This is a genomic window from Verrucosispora sp. WMMA2121 (genome assembly GCF_027460185.1).
GTDB classification, from domain to species: domain Bacteria; phylum Actinomycetota; class Actinomycetes; order Mycobacteriales; family Micromonosporaceae; genus Micromonospora; species Micromonospora palythoicola.
Genome location: NZ_JAPZBH010000006.1, coordinates 3473992 through 3491150, shown reverse-complemented (window position 1 = coordinate 3491150; position 17159 = coordinate 3473992). Strand labels below are relative to the sequence as shown.

Here is a 17159-nt window from a genome sequence, read left to right as displayed (position 1 = left end):
AGTCCGCTGATGCACGAACAGGGAATCGGCGCCTGGCTGGCCAAGCGCCGACTCAAGTCCCCCGACAAGGTCGCCCTCGTCCACGGCGAGGGCGCCACCGTGACGTACCGCCAGTTCGCCGACGGCACCGACCGGGTCGCGGCGCTGCTGCGGCAGCTCGGCGTCGGCAAGGGCGACGCGGTGGCCTATCTGGGCGAGAACAGTCCGGACTTCCTCCGGGTGATGTTCGGCGCGGCGCGGCTGGGCGCGGTCTTCGTGCCGGTCAACACCCGGCTGGCACCGCCCGAGGTCACCCACGTGCTCACCGACTGCGGCGCGCGGGTGCTGATCCACGATCCCGAGTTCGCCGATCGGGTGGCCGCCGCCATCGGCACCGGACCGTCCCCACGCGTCGTCGTCACCGGGGAGGGCACCGCCGACCGGCCGGGGCTGACCCGGCTGCTGGGCACGACCGCCGCGGACGCCCGCGCCGCCGTCGCGGTGAGCCTGGACGACCCGGCCGCGATCATCTACACCTCGGGCACGACCGGGCGGGCCAAGGGCGCCGTGCTGACCCACGGCAACCTCACCTGGGTCGCGCTCAACTGCGTGGTCGACTACGACGTGGTCTCGACCGACGTCGCGCTGATGATCTCGCCGTTGTTCCACGTCGCGTCCCTCGGCATGGGAGCACTACCGGTCATCCTCAAGGGCGCCACGCTGGTGCTGGAGAAGGGCTTCGAGCCGGGACGCGCGCTCGCCCAGATCGAGCGGCACGGCGTCACCATGCTCAGCGGCGTGCCGACCACGTACCAGCTGATGGCCGACCATCCGAACTGGAGCGCCACCGACCTGTCGACGCTGCGCAAGCTGACCTGCGGCGGCTCGGCCGTACCGACCCGCATCCTCAACGCCTACGAGGAGCGCGGCCTGTCCTTCTCGCAGGGCTACGGCATGACCGAGGCGTCGCCGGGCGCGACGTCACTGCCTCCGGCGATGACCCGCGCCAAGCAGGGCAGCGTGGGCCTGCCGCACTTCTTCACCAGCGTGCGGATCGCCGACGAACACGGCGCACCGATCGCCGACGACGGCATCGGTGAGATCCAGATCTGCGGCCCGAACGTCTTCCCCGGCTATCACCAGCTGCCGGAGGCGACGGCCGAGGCGTTCACCCCGGACGGCTGGTTCCGCTCCGGCGACCTGGGCTACCTGGACACCGACGGCTACCTCTACATCTCGGGCCGGCTCAAAGACATGATCATCTCGGGCGGCGAGAACATCTACCCGGCCGAGATCGAGGTCCTGCTCGGCGAGATCGACGGGGTGACCGGGGTGGCGGTCATCGGCGTACCGGACGCGCGGTGGGGCGAGGTGCCCTGGGCGATCATGACGGTGCGCGAGGACGCCACCGTCGACCTGGCCACGGTGCGACAGTTCCTGGACGCCCGGGTGGCCCGCTACAAGGTGCCCAAGAACGTGGTCGTCGTCGACGAACTGCCCCGCACCGCGTCGGGGAAGGTGCGCAAGGCCGACCTGCGGAGCCGGTTCGCGGGTTAGGCCCGACCGCGCCGGGCCGGATCGCCGCCCGCCCGCGCCGCCACACCACCGACGTTCCTGGCCACCGCACCGGTGGTGCCACCGCCGACGAGAGCGGCGAACTCCTCGGCGGAGGCCGCGGCCAGCCGTTGGTGCATCCGCCGGTAGACCTGGGTCGACCGCCCGGCCGGCCACTGCGCGTCCATGAACTCGCGGGGCAGCCTCGGGTCCGCGCGCAGCAACGCGAGCCAGTCGGCCACCAGCATCGTGCGTACGGTGAGCGCGCTCGCCGCCTGGGTCGCGGCGCCCGGGTCGCCCCACACCTCGATGAACGCCAGGTGCTCGCGCCGGATCGCCTCGATGTCCCACGCCGCCCGGACGCTGTCGGCGATCGGGAAGCCGGCTAGTTCCCGGGCGTGGAAGGCGATGACCGTCTGGGGAGGAAGGTCCTGGCACAGCGGCTCCAACGAACCGGCGAGATCGACCTCGCCGGGTGCCAGCCAGAGCCCGTCGCGCAGCGGCGCGAAACCCTCCCAGGTCAGTGTGGAACGCAACCGGTGGCGCAGGGTCCGCTGCCCCTCGGGGATGGTGAACGTGACGAGGGTCCAGCCGGTGCCCTGCGGATCGAACGGGCGCGGGCCCCGGACGCGGGCGGTGGCCTCCCGCAACACCGCCACTCCGTGCTCGGTGAGCGAGAACTGGATCTCCCGACCGCTCTTGCTCCGGTCGAGCATGCCGGTCTGCACCAGCCGGTCGAGGGTCGCCCGGGTCGCCGGTGCGGCGACGCCGGCTCCTTCGAGGACACCGATCAGGACGCTGGCACGGATCGGCCCCGGGTCATCGTCGACGACGTGCTCGCCGAAGAACGCGAGCAGCAGTTGCTTCGGCTGACGACTGCGCACAGCCCTCCCCCTCGGGCGGATCCGCCCCTCGGCACCATCACGGGGCGACGGTCTGCCCGCGCTTCGCACGCTGGATCTGGTCGTAGACGTGCGTGCGCAGCTCGGTGAAGCGCGGCAGCGCCCGGGTGGTGATCTGGTCGCGCTCCGGCGGCAGGTCGACGGTCAGATCCTCCTGCACCCAGGTCGGCGACGCGGACAACACCAGCACCCGTTCCCCCAGGTACACCGATTCGTCGATGTCGTGGGTGACGAAGAGAACCGAGATCTTCCGGTTCGTGTGCAGCTCCCGGACGAGGTCCTCCAGGTCCGCGCGGGTCTGCGCGTCGACCGCGGCGAACGGCTCGTCCATGATCAGCACTTCGGGTTGGTACGCGATGGCCCGCGCGATCGCCACCCGCTGCTGCATGCCGCCGGAGAGCTGCCACGGGTGACTGCGGGCCGCGTGCGCCAGCCCGACCGCCTCGATGGCGTCGGTGACGAGCTTGTACCGGGCGGGGCGGGACAGCCGCTTGTGCCGCAGCGGCAGCTCGACGTTGCCCCGGACGGTCAACCACGGATAGAGGCTGCGGCCGTACTCCTGGAAGACGACGGCCATCGCCGGACTCGGACCGGTCACCGGCGTCCCGTCCATCTCGACCAGACCGCTGGTGGGCCGGAGCAGACCGGCGAGGCACTTCAGCAGGGTGGTCTTGCCGCAGCCCGACGGCCCGACGATGCAGACGAGTTCACCGGAGCGCATGGTGAAGCTGATGTCACCGATCGCCTCGACGTCGCCGTTCGTGGACTCGTAGACCTTGCGCAGATGCTCCACCCGCAGCAGGGTGCTCTGGTCAGGCACGGTTGACCTCCCTGATTCCGTGGTACCAGCGCAGCACCCGTCGCTCAACGACACCGAAGGTCGCGGCGAGGAGCACGCCGACGAGGCCGAGCAGGAGAATGCCACTCCACATCTCGGCGATGAGGTAGTTACGTTGGAAGTAGGCGATCCGGTAGCCGAGTCCGGCGGACGAGGCGAACATCTCCGAGATGACCATCAGGATCAGCGCGACCGAGAGCCCCTGCCGGACCCCGGTCATGATCCGTGGGCTGGCCGCCGGGAGTACGAGGAACCGAAGCCGCTCCCACCAGGTGATCTGGAACGAGTCGGCGGTCTCGGACATCACGCTGTCGGTGGCCCGGACACCGTCGATCGTGTTCAGCAGGATGGGCCAGACCGCGCCGGAGACGATCACGACCACCTTCATCGTGTCGGTGATGCCGAGCAGCAGCATCACGACCGGGATCAGCACCGGTGGCGGGATGGCCCGGAAGAACTCCAGCAGCGGTTCGAGCAGTTCCCGTAGCCACTGGAACAGCCCGATGAGCGTCCCGGCGGCGATGCCGATCACGATCGAGGCCGCGATGCCGAGGGCGAGCCGGTAGAGGCTCGGCAGCACATCGTCGACGAACGCGGGGCCGATCCAGGTCTCCCGGAAGGCTTCGAAGATCGTCACGGGGCCGGGGAAGAACCGGTTCGTCGACGAACTCGACGCCAGCCCCCAGATCACCAGCAGCAGGAAGGGCAGCCCGAGGGGATAGAGGAAACCCGCGGCGACCCGGCGCCCGAGGCGCCACCCGGGCGACGACCGGTAGCCGATCCGGCCGGTGTGCGTGGTCACAGGACCTCCTCACCGCGTACGGACTGGTGCCACGACAACGAACGTCGTTCGATGAACCGGAAGACGAGATTCACCAGCAGCCCGAGCAGCCCGGTGACCACCACGAAGGCGTACAGCCCGACCGAGTCACCGGCGGAGCGGGACAGCTCGATCATCCGGCCCAGACCGGGGTTGCCGATCACCATCTCGGCGGTGATGGCGAGGATCAGGGCGACCGCCGCGGCGAGCCTGACGCCCGTCATCAGATACGGCAGGGCGGTCGGCAGCACCAGGTACGACAGCCGCTCGCGGCGGGTGAGTCCGAAGCTGCGGGCGGTGTCCCGGGCGACCGCGTCGACATCGGCGACACCGTAGATCACCTGCACGAAGACCTGCCAGAACGACGCGTAGATGATGATGAGCAGGGCGGCCTGCATCTGGATGCCGAACAACAGCACGGCGAGGGGAATCAGCGCCACCGAGGGGATGGGCCGCAGGAACTCCACCACCGTGTGGGTGGCGCGGCGCAGGAAGGGCACCAGCCCGACGATCGTGCCGAGGACGACCGCGGCGGCCGTGGCCACCGCCAGACCGATCGCCCAGGAGGTCATGGTGTACCCGAGCCGCCGCCAGAAGGCGAGGTCACGAAACTCCTCGGCGAGCCGGGCGAACACGTCGGTCACGTACGGCAGGTACTGCGAGTTGATCAGGCCCAGGGTCGGCACGAGTTGCCAGACGACGAGGAACCCGGTCAGCCCGACGACGCCCAGCATCACCTTGCGCAGCGAACGGGGACGTCGGAGGGACAAGACGTGCATGTTGCTCCCGTGGTCGGCGGCGACGCCCTTCCCGGCCGGTGACCGGGAAGGGCGGGACCGCGCCGGCTACTACTGCTGTTGGATGAGGCGGTCGAAGTTGGGCTACTGGTCGAGCACCTTGTACTTGCCGGCGAGCGTGGCCAGCGACTCCAGGCTCGCCCGGTCCAGCTCCCAGCCGAAGCGCGGCAGCTTCACCGAGTCCGCGACCGGCTCCGGGAGTTCCAGGTTGTCCTTGATCGCCTGGCGGACGGCCGCCTCGTTGGCGGAGTCCTGCGCCCAGGCGAGGGTCTCCTTCATCGCCGCGGTGAAGTCGGCGACCAGCTCGGCCTCGGAGTCCATCTGCTCCTTCGTCGTGATGGCGGTGAGCGTCGCCAGACCGGGGGCGACCGCCTGGTAAGGCGCGACGACGAACGTGTCACCACGGTTGCGCAGCTGGGTGACGAAGGGTTCCGGCACCCAGGCGGCGTCGATGTTGTCGGCTTCGAGCTGCGCCGGGACGTCGGGGAAGGCGACCTCGACGAACTTGATCGTGGACGGGTCACCGCCGTCCTTCTCCACCGCGGCCATGATCGTCACGTCGCCGGCCGCACCGAGGCTGTTGACCGCCACCCGCTTACCCGCGAGCTCCGCCGGCCGGGTGATGCCCGACTTGGCCGAGGCCACCACGGCGTTGATGTCGTCGCCCTCGGCGTAGGACGAGGCGTAGTTGCCGATGATCACCACGCCGAGGTCCTGCAGGTCGGCCCGGAACGGGCCGAACGGCTGACCGATGGCGAAGTCGATGTCCCCGTTGATCAGCGCGGGGATGGCCTGGGCCCCGCCCTGGGCGGGCAGCACCTCGACCGAGAGTCCGTGCTTTTGGAAGATGCCGGCCTTCATGCCGCCCCACAACGCGGCGGTCTCGGTGATCGGCAGGGCCGCGACACGAACCTGGCGGAGTTCGCCGCTGTCCTCTCCCGAGGGGGTGGCATCCGAGTCCGTACATCCAGCGAGCGCGATCGCGACGCTGGCGATCAGCCCGAGCGTGAATACCTTCTTCATCGACAAGGCCCTTCCTGGGGCGGGGGTGGTGGGCGCGTCAACACCTACGGGCGCCTTCAGACCTACGGCGGGCTCGATGTGAGTGAGATCACCCGGCCGTGTTGGCCATCGTCGGCCACCGACCTTCGAATGTCAAGAAATTCTGACGCCCGTCATGAATCGATTGAATATCGGTTTGGGCACGTCAGCCCAACGCGCGCGCCAGCTCGGTGCGGGACCGGATACCGAGCCGATGGTAGATGTTGCGAAGGTGATGGTCGATGGTTCGGGTGGACAGGAACATCTGCCTGGCCACTTCCCGGTTGGTGGCGCCGGCGGCGACCAGGTGCGCGATGCGCAGTTGCTGACCGGTGAGCAGCCGCACTGCGTGCGGGTCCGGCGGGCCGACGGACTCCCCCGCCGCGCGCAGTTCCACTGTGCTCTGCCGGGCCCACGCCTGCGCGCCGAGCAGGATGAAGGTCTGCCGGGCCCGGTGCAGGTGATCGCGGGCCTCCCGGGGACGGCGGGCGCGGCGAAGTTCCCGGCCGAAGAGCAGCTCGGTGCGCGCCCGTTCGAAGGTGGCGGCATCGGTCGGGTGCAGCGACAGCGCGGCCCGGAAATGCTGCTCGGCCTCGGTGCTGCCGCGCGGGGCCAGCAGGGCGTGGCAGCGGGCCGACAGCGCCCGGCGCAGCGGGCTGGCGGTGCTGCCGGCCCACCTGTCGAAGACGGCGAGCGCGCCGCGCGCCCGGGCGTGCCGACCGTCGTGCGCGGCGGCCTCCACCAGGTGGGGCGTGGCCATCACCTGAACGAGCACCTGACCGCGCCCGGTACCGGGTCGAGCCAGCGCGGCCAGCCGGTCGGCGGCGTCGGCGTACCTGGCCTCGGCCAGGTCCAGCAACGCGAGGGCCCACTCGGCGAGGGCGTGCGGACGACTGCCCGGCACGGCGGCGTCGCCCAGCTCGGCGACGTGACCCAGACTGGTGTCGCGGTCGGAGCGTACGGCTGCGAGCACGGCGAGCAGACCGAGATGTGCGCCGACGCTCGTGTGCTGGCCGGTCGCCCGCGCCACCCGCAGTCCTTCCCGGCAGCTGCTCGTCGCGGCCTCGTGGCGGCCCAGCCAGTACTCGCTCATCGCCCGCAGTTCCAGCGCCCTGGGCAGCAGGGACACCTCACCCCGGTCGAGGGCACGTTCGACGGCGTGGTCGGCGAGCCGGTACGCCGCGGCGTCCACCGCGACCAGCAGACCGGCCACGGCCGCGCCGGTCAACGCGGTAGGGGTCGCCGCGGCACCGGTCAGCCGGCCGCCGAGCACCACCGCCCGACGCAGCAGCGGGCCGCCGTGGGCGTGTTCGCCGCGCAGCGTCGCGGCCACTCCGGCGACCAGGGTGGTCAGCAACTCCGCCCACGGCGGATCCGCGTCGTGCCGAAGCGCCGCCATCCGGCGGGCCACCTCGGCGTAGCGGTACTGGTCACCGCAGTAGCAGACGGCCTCGCCGGCCCGGACCAACGCGACGAGCGCCGACTCGCGGTCGACGTCGGCCAGCGTGCTCGCGGCGGCCAGCAGGGTCGGCAGCGCGGCCGGCACCGGTCCGCAGCGCAGCCGCATCTCGCCATGCAGCAGTTCGGCGAGGCCCCGGATGGCGGCCATCCCCCGATCGCGCACCACGTCGCCGCCGGCACCCGGCCCGGCCGGCCCGGGCGACATCTCCTGGGGCGACGCGTCGGGTCCGTTGTCACGTCCGCCCGGCGGTACCGCAGCCGGACCGCTGGGGGCATCCGCGACGTGGTGCAGAAACGCGCGGGCCCGGTCGGGTTCGCCCGCCTGCCAGGCGGATCGGGCGGCGCTGATCCACCGGCTGGCGGCGAGCACCGGATCGTCGCTGAGTTCGGCCGCCCGGGCCAGCGCCGTCGCCGCGGCGGAGCGGTCCGCGCGGTCACCGGCAGCGTCCGCCAACTCCGTGGCCAATGCCGGTGCCGGTCCGTCGGTCGCCGCCGCCAGGTGCAACGCCCGGCGCAACCGGGCTCCGGTGCCCTCGAACACGGCGGCGAGCAGCAGATGGGCGTCGCGGCGCGCGGCAAGGGAGGCGGTGGCCTCGACCATGGCGCGGGTCAGCGGTCGCGCGAAGGCGGCGCCACCCGCCGCCGTGAGCCGGATCAGGCCGGCGGCCTCGGCCGGTGCGAGCGTGTCGACACCGCCGCCGGCCGTTCGCAGCGACCGGCCCAGCGTCACCGGATCCACGACGTGAGCCTGGTCGGCCGGGCTCGGGTGGGTCGGGGCGGTCGCGGCGAGCGCGGCCAGCAGCAGCGCGTGCCGCGCGTCGTCCGGCAGCCGGCAGAGCAGTCCACGGTACGCCCGGCCCAGGTCGCCGTCGGCCGGCACGGCCGCGGGCAGGGGCTCCGCACCCTGCCACTGGCCGGGTGTCAGCGAGTCCGCGAGGTCGACGAGAGCCTGCGGGTTCCCGGCGGCGAGGGCGCTCAGCCCGGCCAGCACCGGGCCCGGTGGTGGCGGCGAGGGGCAGCGAGCGGTCAGCAGGGCGTGACTGTCCGGTTCGTCGAGCGGCTCCAGCCGGTGGCGGGGTATCGCGTCCGCCCCGCTGTCGCTGCCGGTGACGAGCAGCAGGACGACGGGCAGGTGCGGCAGGCGTCGGGCCACCAGGGTCAGCAACCGGGCGGTGGGAGCGTCGCCCGCGTCGAGGTCGTCCATGGTGCACAGCAGCGGACCGTCGTGGGCGGCCTCGGCGAGCAGACCGAGCACGGCGTGGGAGAGCACGAGCAGGTCCTGGTCGCGACAGCCTTCGCCGGCCATCGCCCGGCGCAGCACCTGCCGTTGCCGTTCGGGCAGCGCGCCCGCGCCGTCGAGCACCGGGTCGAGCAGCCGCTGCAACCCGGCGTACGGCAGCGTCGCCTCGTCGGGCAGGCCGGCGGCGGCGAGCAGTCGACGCTCCCGACCATGCCGGTGGGCGTACGCCAGCAGCGTGCTGCGCCCGGAGCCCGGCTCGCCGTGCAGCAGCAGCGCTCTCCCGGCCGGTGCCGCCAGTAGCCTCCGGATCTCCCGACACTCCGCCTGCCGGCCCCGTAGCACATCTATTTGCACCGTGGATGCATTAATCATGCATCGAGTCTCGCCTACCCGTCGGCGCTTGAGAAGAGGGAATTGTCGGGCGGCGGCCCGGGTTCAGCGGTCGGCCGGCTCGGTGAGCAGCGCGCCGACGGTGCGGGCCATCACCGCCCGGGCCGCGTCCACGCCCAACCCGAGGCCGTCGCGCAGGGTCGACCACGCCGGCCAGGTGCACGCCGCCACCACGGCGTTCACCAACTGGTCCCGGGCCGCTCCGGCGCGGTCCAGTTCGTCGGCGAACAACTGCTCGACCTCGTCGCGTACCCGGGCGATGTGCTTGAGCCGGTTGCGGCGCAGCTGCGCGGAGACCGGTTCACGCATCTGCGCGGCCCGGGCCGACGGCGCGATCAGTTGCAGCAGTTTCGCCCGCTGCCGGCAGAACGCGTCGACCCGCTTGGTCAGCGGCAACGTGGGCGAGATCGGCCGCCAGGCGGCGTCCTGCTGGCGCAGCAGCTCCGCCCCGCTGGCCTCGAACAGGGTCTCCATGTCCTTGAAGTTGGTCCAGAGCGTCCGCAGGGAGATGCCGGCCCGCTCGGCGATGCGCTCGCCGGTCGGGCGGAGGTCACCCTCGGAGATGAGGGCGAGATGCGCCTCGACGATCGCCGCCCGGGTGCGCTCGGCCCGAGCGGTGCGCCCGTCCACCCGGCCGGCCGCCTCGGCACTGACCATCCCCGCCGTCCCCCTCACCCTGGCGTTGCGAGCGTGCCTGCCGAGTCTAGGCGTTGACCGGACCCCGCCCCGTCGAGCCTCGTGGGACACGGCCGGGCCGCCGCGCTCGCGGTGACCGGTTCGCGCACCGCGCCCGGTGTGCGCCGCCTGGGTCAGCCAGCGCACACCGGGCGAACGGATCAGGCGCTCGGCACGCCGTTGGCCGGTGGCGCCACCGGCGGTGCGGCGTACTCGTTGACCGGCCCGTCGGCCTCGTCGGTCTCGTAGGTGGGGCCGAAGTAGCGCTGTTCTCCCCCCTCGACCCGGCTGAGCCGGCCGCCGCCGTAGCCGGAGTGGTCGGTGGCGGAGAACCGCAACGGCGCCACCCCCGGCCCCTGGTAACCACCCTTGCGGACGGCTTCGACGAGCGACTCCCGGGTGAGGTCCTTGCCGGCGGCCTGCAGCACCTGCACGAACAGGTAGCCCACCGCCATGCCGTAGACGGTGTTGCCGTCGAACTCCGCACCGCCGTTGTGCTCCGTGTTCACCTTGGTGAACAGCTGGATCCACGGGTCGTCGCTGTCGCCCTGCATCGGCAGGTAGTTCAGGCCGATCAGCCCCTCCAGCAGGCCGGCGGCGTCGCCGAGCTGCCGGGACAGCGTCGGCAGGTCGGCGCCCACGTTCGACACCACCCACTGCGGCTTGAAGTCCAGTCGGGCGGCGGTGCCGACGGACAGGGCGGTGAAGCCGGGCACGGTGGCGAGGATGACCACCTCGCAGCCGGCCGCCTTGAACGCGCCGATCTGCGGTGCGACGTTGGTGTTGCTGGTGACGTAGGTCTGGCGGTCCGCCACGCCGTCGGCACCGAGCACCTTCTCCACGCCGGCCAACGCGTCCCGGCCGAAGTCGTCGTCCTGCCCGAGGAAGCACACCTTACGGCCGGGCAGGGCGGTCTTCACGTGGTTGGCCAGGATCTTGCCCTCGACGGTGTAGTCCGGGTTGAAGCCGAAGGTGTTCGGGTAGCGGTCGGGCTGGTCCCAGTTGCGGCTGCCGGAGGCGACGAAGAGGTCGGGCACCCGGTTGGTGTGCAGGAAGTCCAGCACGCCGGTGTGGGTCGGGGTGCCCAGGCCGTTCAGGATGGCGAAGACCTTGTCCTGCAACACGAGCTGCCGGACGACCTGCTGGGTGGTGGCGGGGTTGTAGCCGTCATCCACGATCTTGTAGGTGATCTTGCGGCCGTGCACGCCGCCGTTGGCGTTGACGTAGTCGAAGTACGCCTTCGTCGCCGGGGCGATCTTCGAGTAGCCGGCGGACGCCGGACCGGTGAGCGGCATGTGGGTGCCGACGACGATCTCCGTGTCGGTGACGCCGGGCACCGCCGCGCCCGAACCGGGACCGTCGTCGGCGCCGCAGGCGGCGGAGGTGAGCAGCAGGGTGAGGGTGGTGGCGATCACGAGACCGCGTCGTGCCGTGCTTCGCATGGGACACCGACCTTTCATCGGTCCGGTTGTGCGATATGGGTGGTTGCGGTGAGCGGGTGGAACGGTTACGACCGCCCGACCGGCCAGCGGGCGCGCAGCGCCCGGGCCAGTCGGGACAACAACCCCTGCACGCCGCCGGGCGCGGCGATCATGACCACGATCAACGTGGCGCCGAAGATCGCCAGCGGCAGGTTGCCCTCCAGCCGCTGTGCCGCCGCCGGTGAGAGGGTGAACAGGTTGGTCAGGGAGTGGGTCAGGTCGGGCAGGGCGACCAGCAGGAGGGCGCCCCAGGCCGCCCCGGCGAGTCGGCCGAGACCGCCGATGACCACCGCCATCAGCAGGAACAGCGACAGCGTCAGGCCGAAAGCGCCGGGTGACACGCTCTGCGCGAGCACCGCCAGCAGGGCGCCACCGAGGCCGGCACTTGCCGCGCTCACCACGAACGCGACGACCTGGGTACGCGCCACGTGGATGCCGGCCAGGCGGGCGGCGACCTCGTCGTCGCGTACCGCCCGGAAGGCCCGGCCGTAGCGGCTGCGGACCAGGTTCGCCAGCAGCACCAGACAGCTCAGGGTCGCCGCGGCGGCCACCCAGAGCTGCCACCGCTCGTGCGGGAAGTAGGTGCCCAGCCCGGCCGGGGCGGGGGCCACCGGCACCGCCAGACCCTGCTCGCCGTTGAAGACCCCGTCGAAGGTGACGGTCAACGCCGGCACCACCACGGCCACCGCGAGGGTGAGCCCGGCCAGGTACGGCCCGCGCAGTCGGGCGGCGGCGACCCCGACGACCGCGCCGACGACGACGGTGGCCAGCACCGCCGCCACCAGCGACACGATCAGCCACCCGCCGGCGGTGAAGCCCCGCTCGGCGAAGGCGTTCTGCACCAGGGCGAGGGTGTACGCGCCGGTGGCCATCAGCGCGCCGTGTCCCAGCGAGAGCTGCCCGCAGAGCCCGGTCAGCACGGTCAGCCCGGCGGTGGCGCAGAGGTACGCCGCCACGGTGGCCAGTTGGAAGTTGCGGAACGAGTCGAGCTGGTAGCTGGCCAGCAGCACCAGCAACGCGACGCCGGCCGCGACGGCGAGGTGGCGTACCACGGTCGGCAGCGACCGGCCGGGCCGGGCGGGATCGGCGGCGGCGTGCCTGGCCTGCGGCGCCGCCGCCCGGGTGGCGCTCACACCCGCCTCGCGGTGACCGGGGCGAACAACCCGCCGGGACGCAGCAGCAGCACCGTCAGCAGCAACGCGAGCACCGCGAGCGGAATGAGGTCTCCACCGGCGTATCCGCTCACGTAGGACAGCAGCAGGCCGACCCCCAGACCGCCGACGACCGCGCCGGGCGGGCTGTCCAGCCCGCCGAGCACCGCGGCGGTGAACGCGGAGACGAAGACCAGGTCCATCGCGTGCGGATGCAGCCCCAGTCCGGTGGGGATGACGAGCATCGCGGCCAGGGCGCCGACACCCGAGGCGAGCGCCCAGCCGAGGGTGAGCATGCCGCCCACGTTCACGCCGAGCAGTCGGGACACCTCGGGGGCGAACGCGGCGGCGCGCATCCGCAACCCGATCGCGGTGCGGGTGAAGACCCAGACCAGGGCCGCGCCGACCACCCCGACGGTGGCGAAGACGAACAGGTCGTACGGGGACAGCACGGCGGTGCCACCGACCGTCAGCGCGGTCCGGCTGAACGGTGGCCGGGCGGGCAGGTACTCGTTGCCGTACACCATGCCGAGGACCGCCTGGATCAGCAGGACCAGCCCGAGCGCGACGATCACCGGGTTGAGCGGTGACCGGTGGTCCACCAGCCGCATCACCGCGAGGTCCACGACCGCGCCGAGCAGCAGCCCGGCGAGCAGCGCCGCGCCGAAGCCGAGCCAGTACGAGCCGGTGGCGGCGGTCACGCTGTACGCGACGTACGCGGCGGCCACCGCCATCGCGCCCTGGGCGAAGTTGACGATCCGACCGGCCCGCCAGATGAGCACCAGGGCGAGTGCGAACGCGGCGTAGACCGCGCCCCTCGACAGGCCGTCGAGGGTGAGGAAGAGGAAGCGGTCCACGGTCCTCCTTGCGCTTCAGAATCCGAGGTAGGCGTGGCGCAGGTCGGCGTCGTCGCGCAGCCGGGCGGCCGGTGCGGCCAGGGCGACCCGCCCGAGCGACATCACGATGCCCTGGTCGGCGACGGCCAGGGCGCTGCGCACGTTCTGCTCGACCAGCAGCACGGTCAGCCCGGTGTCGTCGCGCAGCCGGCGCAGCAACGCCATGGTCTGGGCCACCACGCGGGGAGCCAGGCCGAGCGACGGTTCGTCCAGCAGCAGCAGGCGGGGCCGGCCGACCAGGGCCCGGCCGAGGGCCAGCATCTGCCGTTCGCCACCGGAGAGCTGGTGGCCGAGGTGTCGCCGCCGTCGGGCCAGGGGCTCGAACAGCTGGTAGACCTCGTCGAGGGCGTGCCCGGCGGCGGTGCGGTCCCGCCGCCACAACGCGCCGAGGCGCAGGTTCTCCTCCACCGTGAGTTCACCGATCACGCCGCGCCCCTCCGGCACGTGCGCCATGCCCCGCCGGACGAGTTGCTCGACCGGGGTGCCGCGCAGGTCACGGCCGTCGAGGAGGATCCGACCGGCGGTCGGGCGCAGCATGCCCGACAGGGTGCGCAGCAGGGTGGTCTTGCCGGCACCGTTGGCGCCGATGACCGCGGCGATGGTGCCGGTGGGCACCCGCAGGTCGACGTCGTGCAGCACCGGCACCGGCCCGTAGCCGGCGGCCAGGGCTTCGACGGTGAGCAGGTCGCCGGCCACTACGCGGCCTCGTCGACGGCCGCACCGAGGTAGGCGTCCACCACGGCCGGATCCTCGCGGACCGCCTCGGGCGACCCGGTGGCGACGACCCGCCCGAAGTCCAGCACCACGATCCGGTCGCAGACCGCCATGACCAGGTCCATGTGGTGCTCGACGAGCAGCACCGCGCAGGGGTCGGTGGCCCGGTGCGGCAGTTGCCGGATCAGCTCCGCGAGGGTGTCGACGTCGTCGGCGCCGAGACCGCCGGCCGGCTCGTCGAGCAGCAGCAGCCGGGGGCGGGCGGCCAACGCGCGGGCGAGCGCGACCCGCTGGCGTACCGCGAACGGCAGGGTGTCCGGCGCGGCCTCGGCGTACTCCGTGATGCCCAGGTCGGCCAGGACGGCGTGGGCGTGCTCGCGCAGCCGGCGTTCGTCGCGGTCGCTGCGGGGCAGCCCGAGCAGGGCCGGCAGCAGCCCGGCGCGGGCGGTGTGGCTGGCCCCGGCCATCACGTTCTCCAGGACGGTGAGCCCGGCGAACAGGCCGGTGCCCTGCAGTGTCCGGGCGATGCCCAGCCGAGTCAGCCGGTGTGGTCGCGGTCGCAGCGGGCGACCGTCGAGGGTCAGCGTGCCGGTGTGCGCGGTGACGAAGCCGCACACGACGTTGAACAGGGTGGTCTTGCCGGCCCCGTTGGGGCCGATCACCCCGACCACCTCGCCCGGCCCGACCGTCAGCGAGACGTCGTCGAGGGCGGTCAGGCCGCCGAAGCGGACGCCGACCTGGTGCAGTGCGAGACCGTCCGCCATCAACCCGCCCCTCGCCGCACGACCAAACTTATTACACTCGGAGTGTACGTTTCTCGCGTGTTTCGTCAACACCCTCGATGCCTGGTTGTTACCTACCGGTACAGCGATTCGTGGCGTCGTCGCCGGTGCCCGGTCCGGGCAGGTCGACCAGCCGGGCCAGGGCCTCCCGGTGCCGGTCGGCGGTGCCGAAGGCGATCGCGGTGCTCTTGGCCCGCTTGAGGTAGAGATGGGCCGGGTGTTCCCAGGTGAAGCCCAGCCCACCGTGCAACTGGACGCAGGTTTCCGCCGCCCGGACCGCCACCGGACCGCAGTACGCCTGCGCCAGCGCGGCGGCCAGCGCCGCCTCCGAACCGACCGCCCGCCCGTCGGCTGGCGCGGCGCCGAGGCGGTCGGCCGCGTACCGGGCCACCGCCCGGGCCTCGGTCAGCTCCACCCAGAGGTCGGCCAACCGGTGCTTGACCGCCTGGAACGAGCCGACCGGCCGGCCGAACTGGTGGCGTTGCCGCACGTAGTCCACCGTCGTGTCCAGACACCACTGCGCCACCCCGACCTGCTCGGAGGCGAGCAGCGCCGCGCCCGCCGTCAGCGCCGCCGTGATCGCCGTCGTGGCCACCGTGCCGCGGGCGACCGGTCGGGCGGGTGCGGCGGTGAACTCGAGGTCGACGAGCGGTCGGGTGGCGTCCAGCGACACCACGGGAGTCCGGCGTACCGCCGGGTCGGCGCCGTCGACGGCGTACAACCCGTCGGCGGCCGGAACCAGCAGCAGGCCGTGCGGGACGGTGTCGGCCACCCCGAGTACCCGGCCGGACAGCGTCTGACCGGGCCCCAGCGTGACCGGCCCCGGATCCGCGTCGGGCGCGGTGGCCAGGCCGACGGCCAACGCCACGTCGCGTTCGGCGGCGGCGACCTGGCGCAGCAGGGTGGACTCACCGCAGGCGAGCAGCGCCCGGGTGGCCACCACGGTACCCAGGAAGGGCACCGGCGCGACCGCCCGACCCAGCTCCTCCAGCACCACCGCGACCTCACGGAAACCGGCCCCGGCGCCACCGTGCTCGACGGGCACCGCCAGGCCGGTCACCCCGGTCTGGTCGACCAGCCGACGCCACAACGCCCCGTCGTACGGCTCGTCCACGTCGACGGCGGCGAGGATCCGCTGCCACGGCGCGTGCGCGGCCAGCAGCGCGCGGACGCTGTCGCGCAGCGCCTCCTCGTCGGCGTCGTAGAGCAGGTCGCTCATCGGTCCACCCGAGGCTCGGCGGGCAGCCCGAGCACCCGCTCGGCGATGATGGTGCGCAGGATCTCCGACGTGCCACCCTCGATGGAGTTGCCCCGGGCGCGCAGGTAGCGGTAGGTGGCGGTGCGGCCGAGCAGGTCCGGTGCCGACGGACGACGCATCGTCCAGTCGTCGTGCCGCAGCCCCTCGGCGCCGCGCAACTCCACCTCCAGACCGCTGATCCGCTGGCTCAGCTCGGCGAAGGAGAGCTTCACCGCCGAACCTTCGGGGCCGGGCTGGCCGGCGGCGATCAGCTGCCGCAGCCGCAGCGCGGCCAGTCGGGCGGCCTCGGCGTGTACCCACGCGCGGAGCACCTGCGTGTGCAGGCCGCCGGTGCGCAGGTCCGGTCGTTCCCGCCACAACCGGGCCAGCACCCCGACCATCCCGCCCTCCCGGGGCAGCGGCCGTCCGCCGATGGCGACGCGCTCGTTCATCAGGGTGGTGCGGGCGATCCGCCAACCGTGCCCGACCTCCCCAATCCGGTGGGCGTCGGGTACCCGGACCCCGGTCAGGAAGACCTCGTTGAACTCCGCCTCACCGGTGGCCTGCCGCAGTGGCCGCACCCGCACCCCCGGTGCCGTCATGTCGCAGACGAAGTAGGTCAGGCCGTGATGCTTCGGCGCCGCCGGGTCGGTACGGGCCAGCAGGATCGCCCAGCGCGCCTCATGGGCCAGGGAGGTCCACACCTTCTGGCCGTCGACCACCCAGTCGTCACCGTCGGGCACCGCCCGGGTACGCAGGCTCGCCAGGTCGCTACCGGCGTCGGGCTCGCTGAACAGCTGGCACCACACCTCCTCGCCGGTCCACAGCGGTCGCAGCCAGCGCCGGCACTGCGCCTCGGTGGCGTGCCGCAGCAGGGTGGGCGCGGCCATGCCGAGCCCGATGCTGTTGCGCCGGGGCTGGTTGTCCGGCGCGCCGGCCTCGGTGAAGGCGTCGTCCACCACCGCCTGCAGGTGCGGTGGCGCGCCCAGGCCACCGCGACCGGGCGGATGGTGCACCCAGGCCAGCCCCGCGTCGAAGCGGGCGCGCAGGAAACCGGTGCGGTCACCGCTCGGGTCGTGCGTCCGCAGGAACGCGGCGACCAGCCGGCGCAGCCCGTCGGCCGTGTGGTCGGACACTCACCACCTCCAACATTGTTGCACTGTCGGTGCAATATACGGCCGCCGGTCCACGGGACGGAAGA

Annotated in this window: 15 protein-coding genes; 1 reads left to right on the top strand and 14 read right to left on the bottom strand. The window is 72.6% G+C overall.

Annotation, left to right across the window (positions count from 1 at the left end; all coding sequences use genetic code 11):
* Nucleotides 1-9 precede the first annotated feature (9 nt).
* On the top strand, nucleotides 10-1536 hold the full coding sequence (locus tag O7605_RS24595; RefSeq protein WP_269741348.1) for an acyl-CoA synthetase: 1527 nt from the start codon (nucleotides 10-12) through the stop codon (nucleotides 1534-1536).
* Here O7605_RS24595 and O7605_RS24590 read toward each other — a convergent pair.
* The 14 genes from O7605_RS24590 to O7605_RS24525 form a co-directional block, all read right to left on the bottom strand.
* Complete coding sequence (locus O7605_RS24590) at nucleotides 1533-2417, bottom strand: PaaX family transcriptional regulator (protein ID WP_269741347.1); 885 nt, start codon at nucleotides 2415-2417, stop codon at nucleotides 1533-1535. The two genes, O7605_RS24595 and O7605_RS24590, sit on opposite strands and share 4 nt — an antisense overlap.
* Nucleotides 2418-2454: 37 nt before the next feature.
* Nucleotides 2455-3255, bottom strand: coding sequence for an ABC transporter ATP-binding protein (locus tag O7605_RS24585; protein WP_269741346.1), 801 nt, complete (start codon nucleotides 3253-3255; stop codon nucleotides 2455-2457).
* Nucleotides 3248-4075 carry an ABC transporter permease gene (locus tag O7605_RS24580; RefSeq protein ID WP_269741345.1) on the bottom strand — a complete coding sequence of 276 codons (828 nt, stop codon included), beginning with the start codon at nucleotides 4073-4075 and terminating at the stop codon, nucleotides 3248-3250. The genes O7605_RS24585 and O7605_RS24580 overlap by 8 nt, the downstream gene beginning before the upstream one ends.
* Complete coding sequence (locus tag O7605_RS24575; protein WP_269741344.1) at nucleotides 4072-4863, bottom strand: ABC transporter permease; 792 nt, start codon at nucleotides 4861-4863, stop codon at nucleotides 4072-4074. The genes O7605_RS24580 and O7605_RS24575 overlap by 4 nt, the downstream gene beginning before the upstream one ends.
* Nucleotides 4864-4974: 111 nt before the next feature.
* A complete protein-coding gene (locus O7605_RS24570) occupies nucleotides 4975-5913 on the bottom strand; it encodes an ABC transporter substrate-binding protein (protein WP_269741343.1) in 939 nt (312 codons plus the stop codon).
* 184 nt (nucleotides 5914-6097) lie between these two features.
* On the bottom strand, nucleotides 6098-8986 hold the full coding sequence (locus O7605_RS24565; protein WP_269741342.1) for a helix-turn-helix transcriptional regulator: 2889 nt from the start codon (nucleotides 8984-8986) through the stop codon (nucleotides 6098-6100).
* An 81-nt stretch (nucleotides 8987-9067) separates the two neighbouring features.
* Complete coding sequence (locus O7605_RS24560) at nucleotides 9068-9679, bottom strand: TetR/AcrR family transcriptional regulator (RefSeq protein ID WP_269741341.1); 612 nt, start codon at nucleotides 9677-9679, stop codon at nucleotides 9068-9070.
* A 179-nt stretch (nucleotides 9680-9858) separates the two neighbouring features.
* On the bottom strand, nucleotides 9859-11139 hold the full coding sequence (locus O7605_RS24555; RefSeq protein WP_269741340.1) for an ABC transporter substrate-binding protein: 1281 nt from the start codon (nucleotides 11137-11139) through the stop codon (nucleotides 9859-9861).
* Between the two features lie 65 nt (nucleotides 11140-11204).
* Nucleotides 11205-12311, bottom strand: a complete 1107-nt coding sequence (locus O7605_RS24550) for a branched-chain amino acid ABC transporter permease (RefSeq protein ID WP_269741339.1) — start codon at nucleotides 12309-12311, stop codon at nucleotides 11205-11207.
* A complete protein-coding gene (locus O7605_RS24545; protein WP_269741338.1) occupies nucleotides 12308-13186 on the bottom strand; it encodes a branched-chain amino acid ABC transporter permease in 879 nt (292 codons plus the stop codon). Before O7605_RS24545 ends, O7605_RS24550 begins: the two co-directional genes overlap by 4 nt.
* A 15-nt stretch (nucleotides 13187-13201) precedes the next feature.
* Nucleotides 13202-13921: an ABC transporter ATP-binding protein gene (locus O7605_RS24540; RefSeq protein ID WP_269741337.1), complete on the bottom strand. Its 720-nt coding sequence runs from the start codon at nucleotides 13919-13921 to the stop codon at nucleotides 13202-13204.
* On the bottom strand, nucleotides 13921-14703 hold the full coding sequence (locus O7605_RS24535) for an ABC transporter ATP-binding protein (protein ID WP_269741336.1): 783 nt from the start codon (nucleotides 14701-14703) through the stop codon (nucleotides 13921-13923). Before O7605_RS24535 ends, O7605_RS24540 begins: the two co-directional genes overlap by 1 nt.
* A gap of 88 nt (nucleotides 14704-14791) precedes the next feature.
* Nucleotides 14792-15940, bottom strand: a complete 1149-nt coding sequence (locus O7605_RS24530; RefSeq protein ID WP_269741335.1) for an acyl-CoA dehydrogenase family protein — start codon at nucleotides 15938-15940, stop codon at nucleotides 14792-14794.
* Nucleotides 15937-17094 carry an acyl-CoA dehydrogenase family protein gene (locus O7605_RS24525; RefSeq protein WP_269741334.1) on the bottom strand — a complete coding sequence of 386 codons (1158 nt, stop codon included), beginning with the start codon at nucleotides 17092-17094 and terminating at the stop codon, nucleotides 15937-15939. Before O7605_RS24525 ends, O7605_RS24530 begins: the two co-directional genes overlap by 4 nt.
* Nucleotides 17095-17159 lie beyond the last annotated feature (65 nt).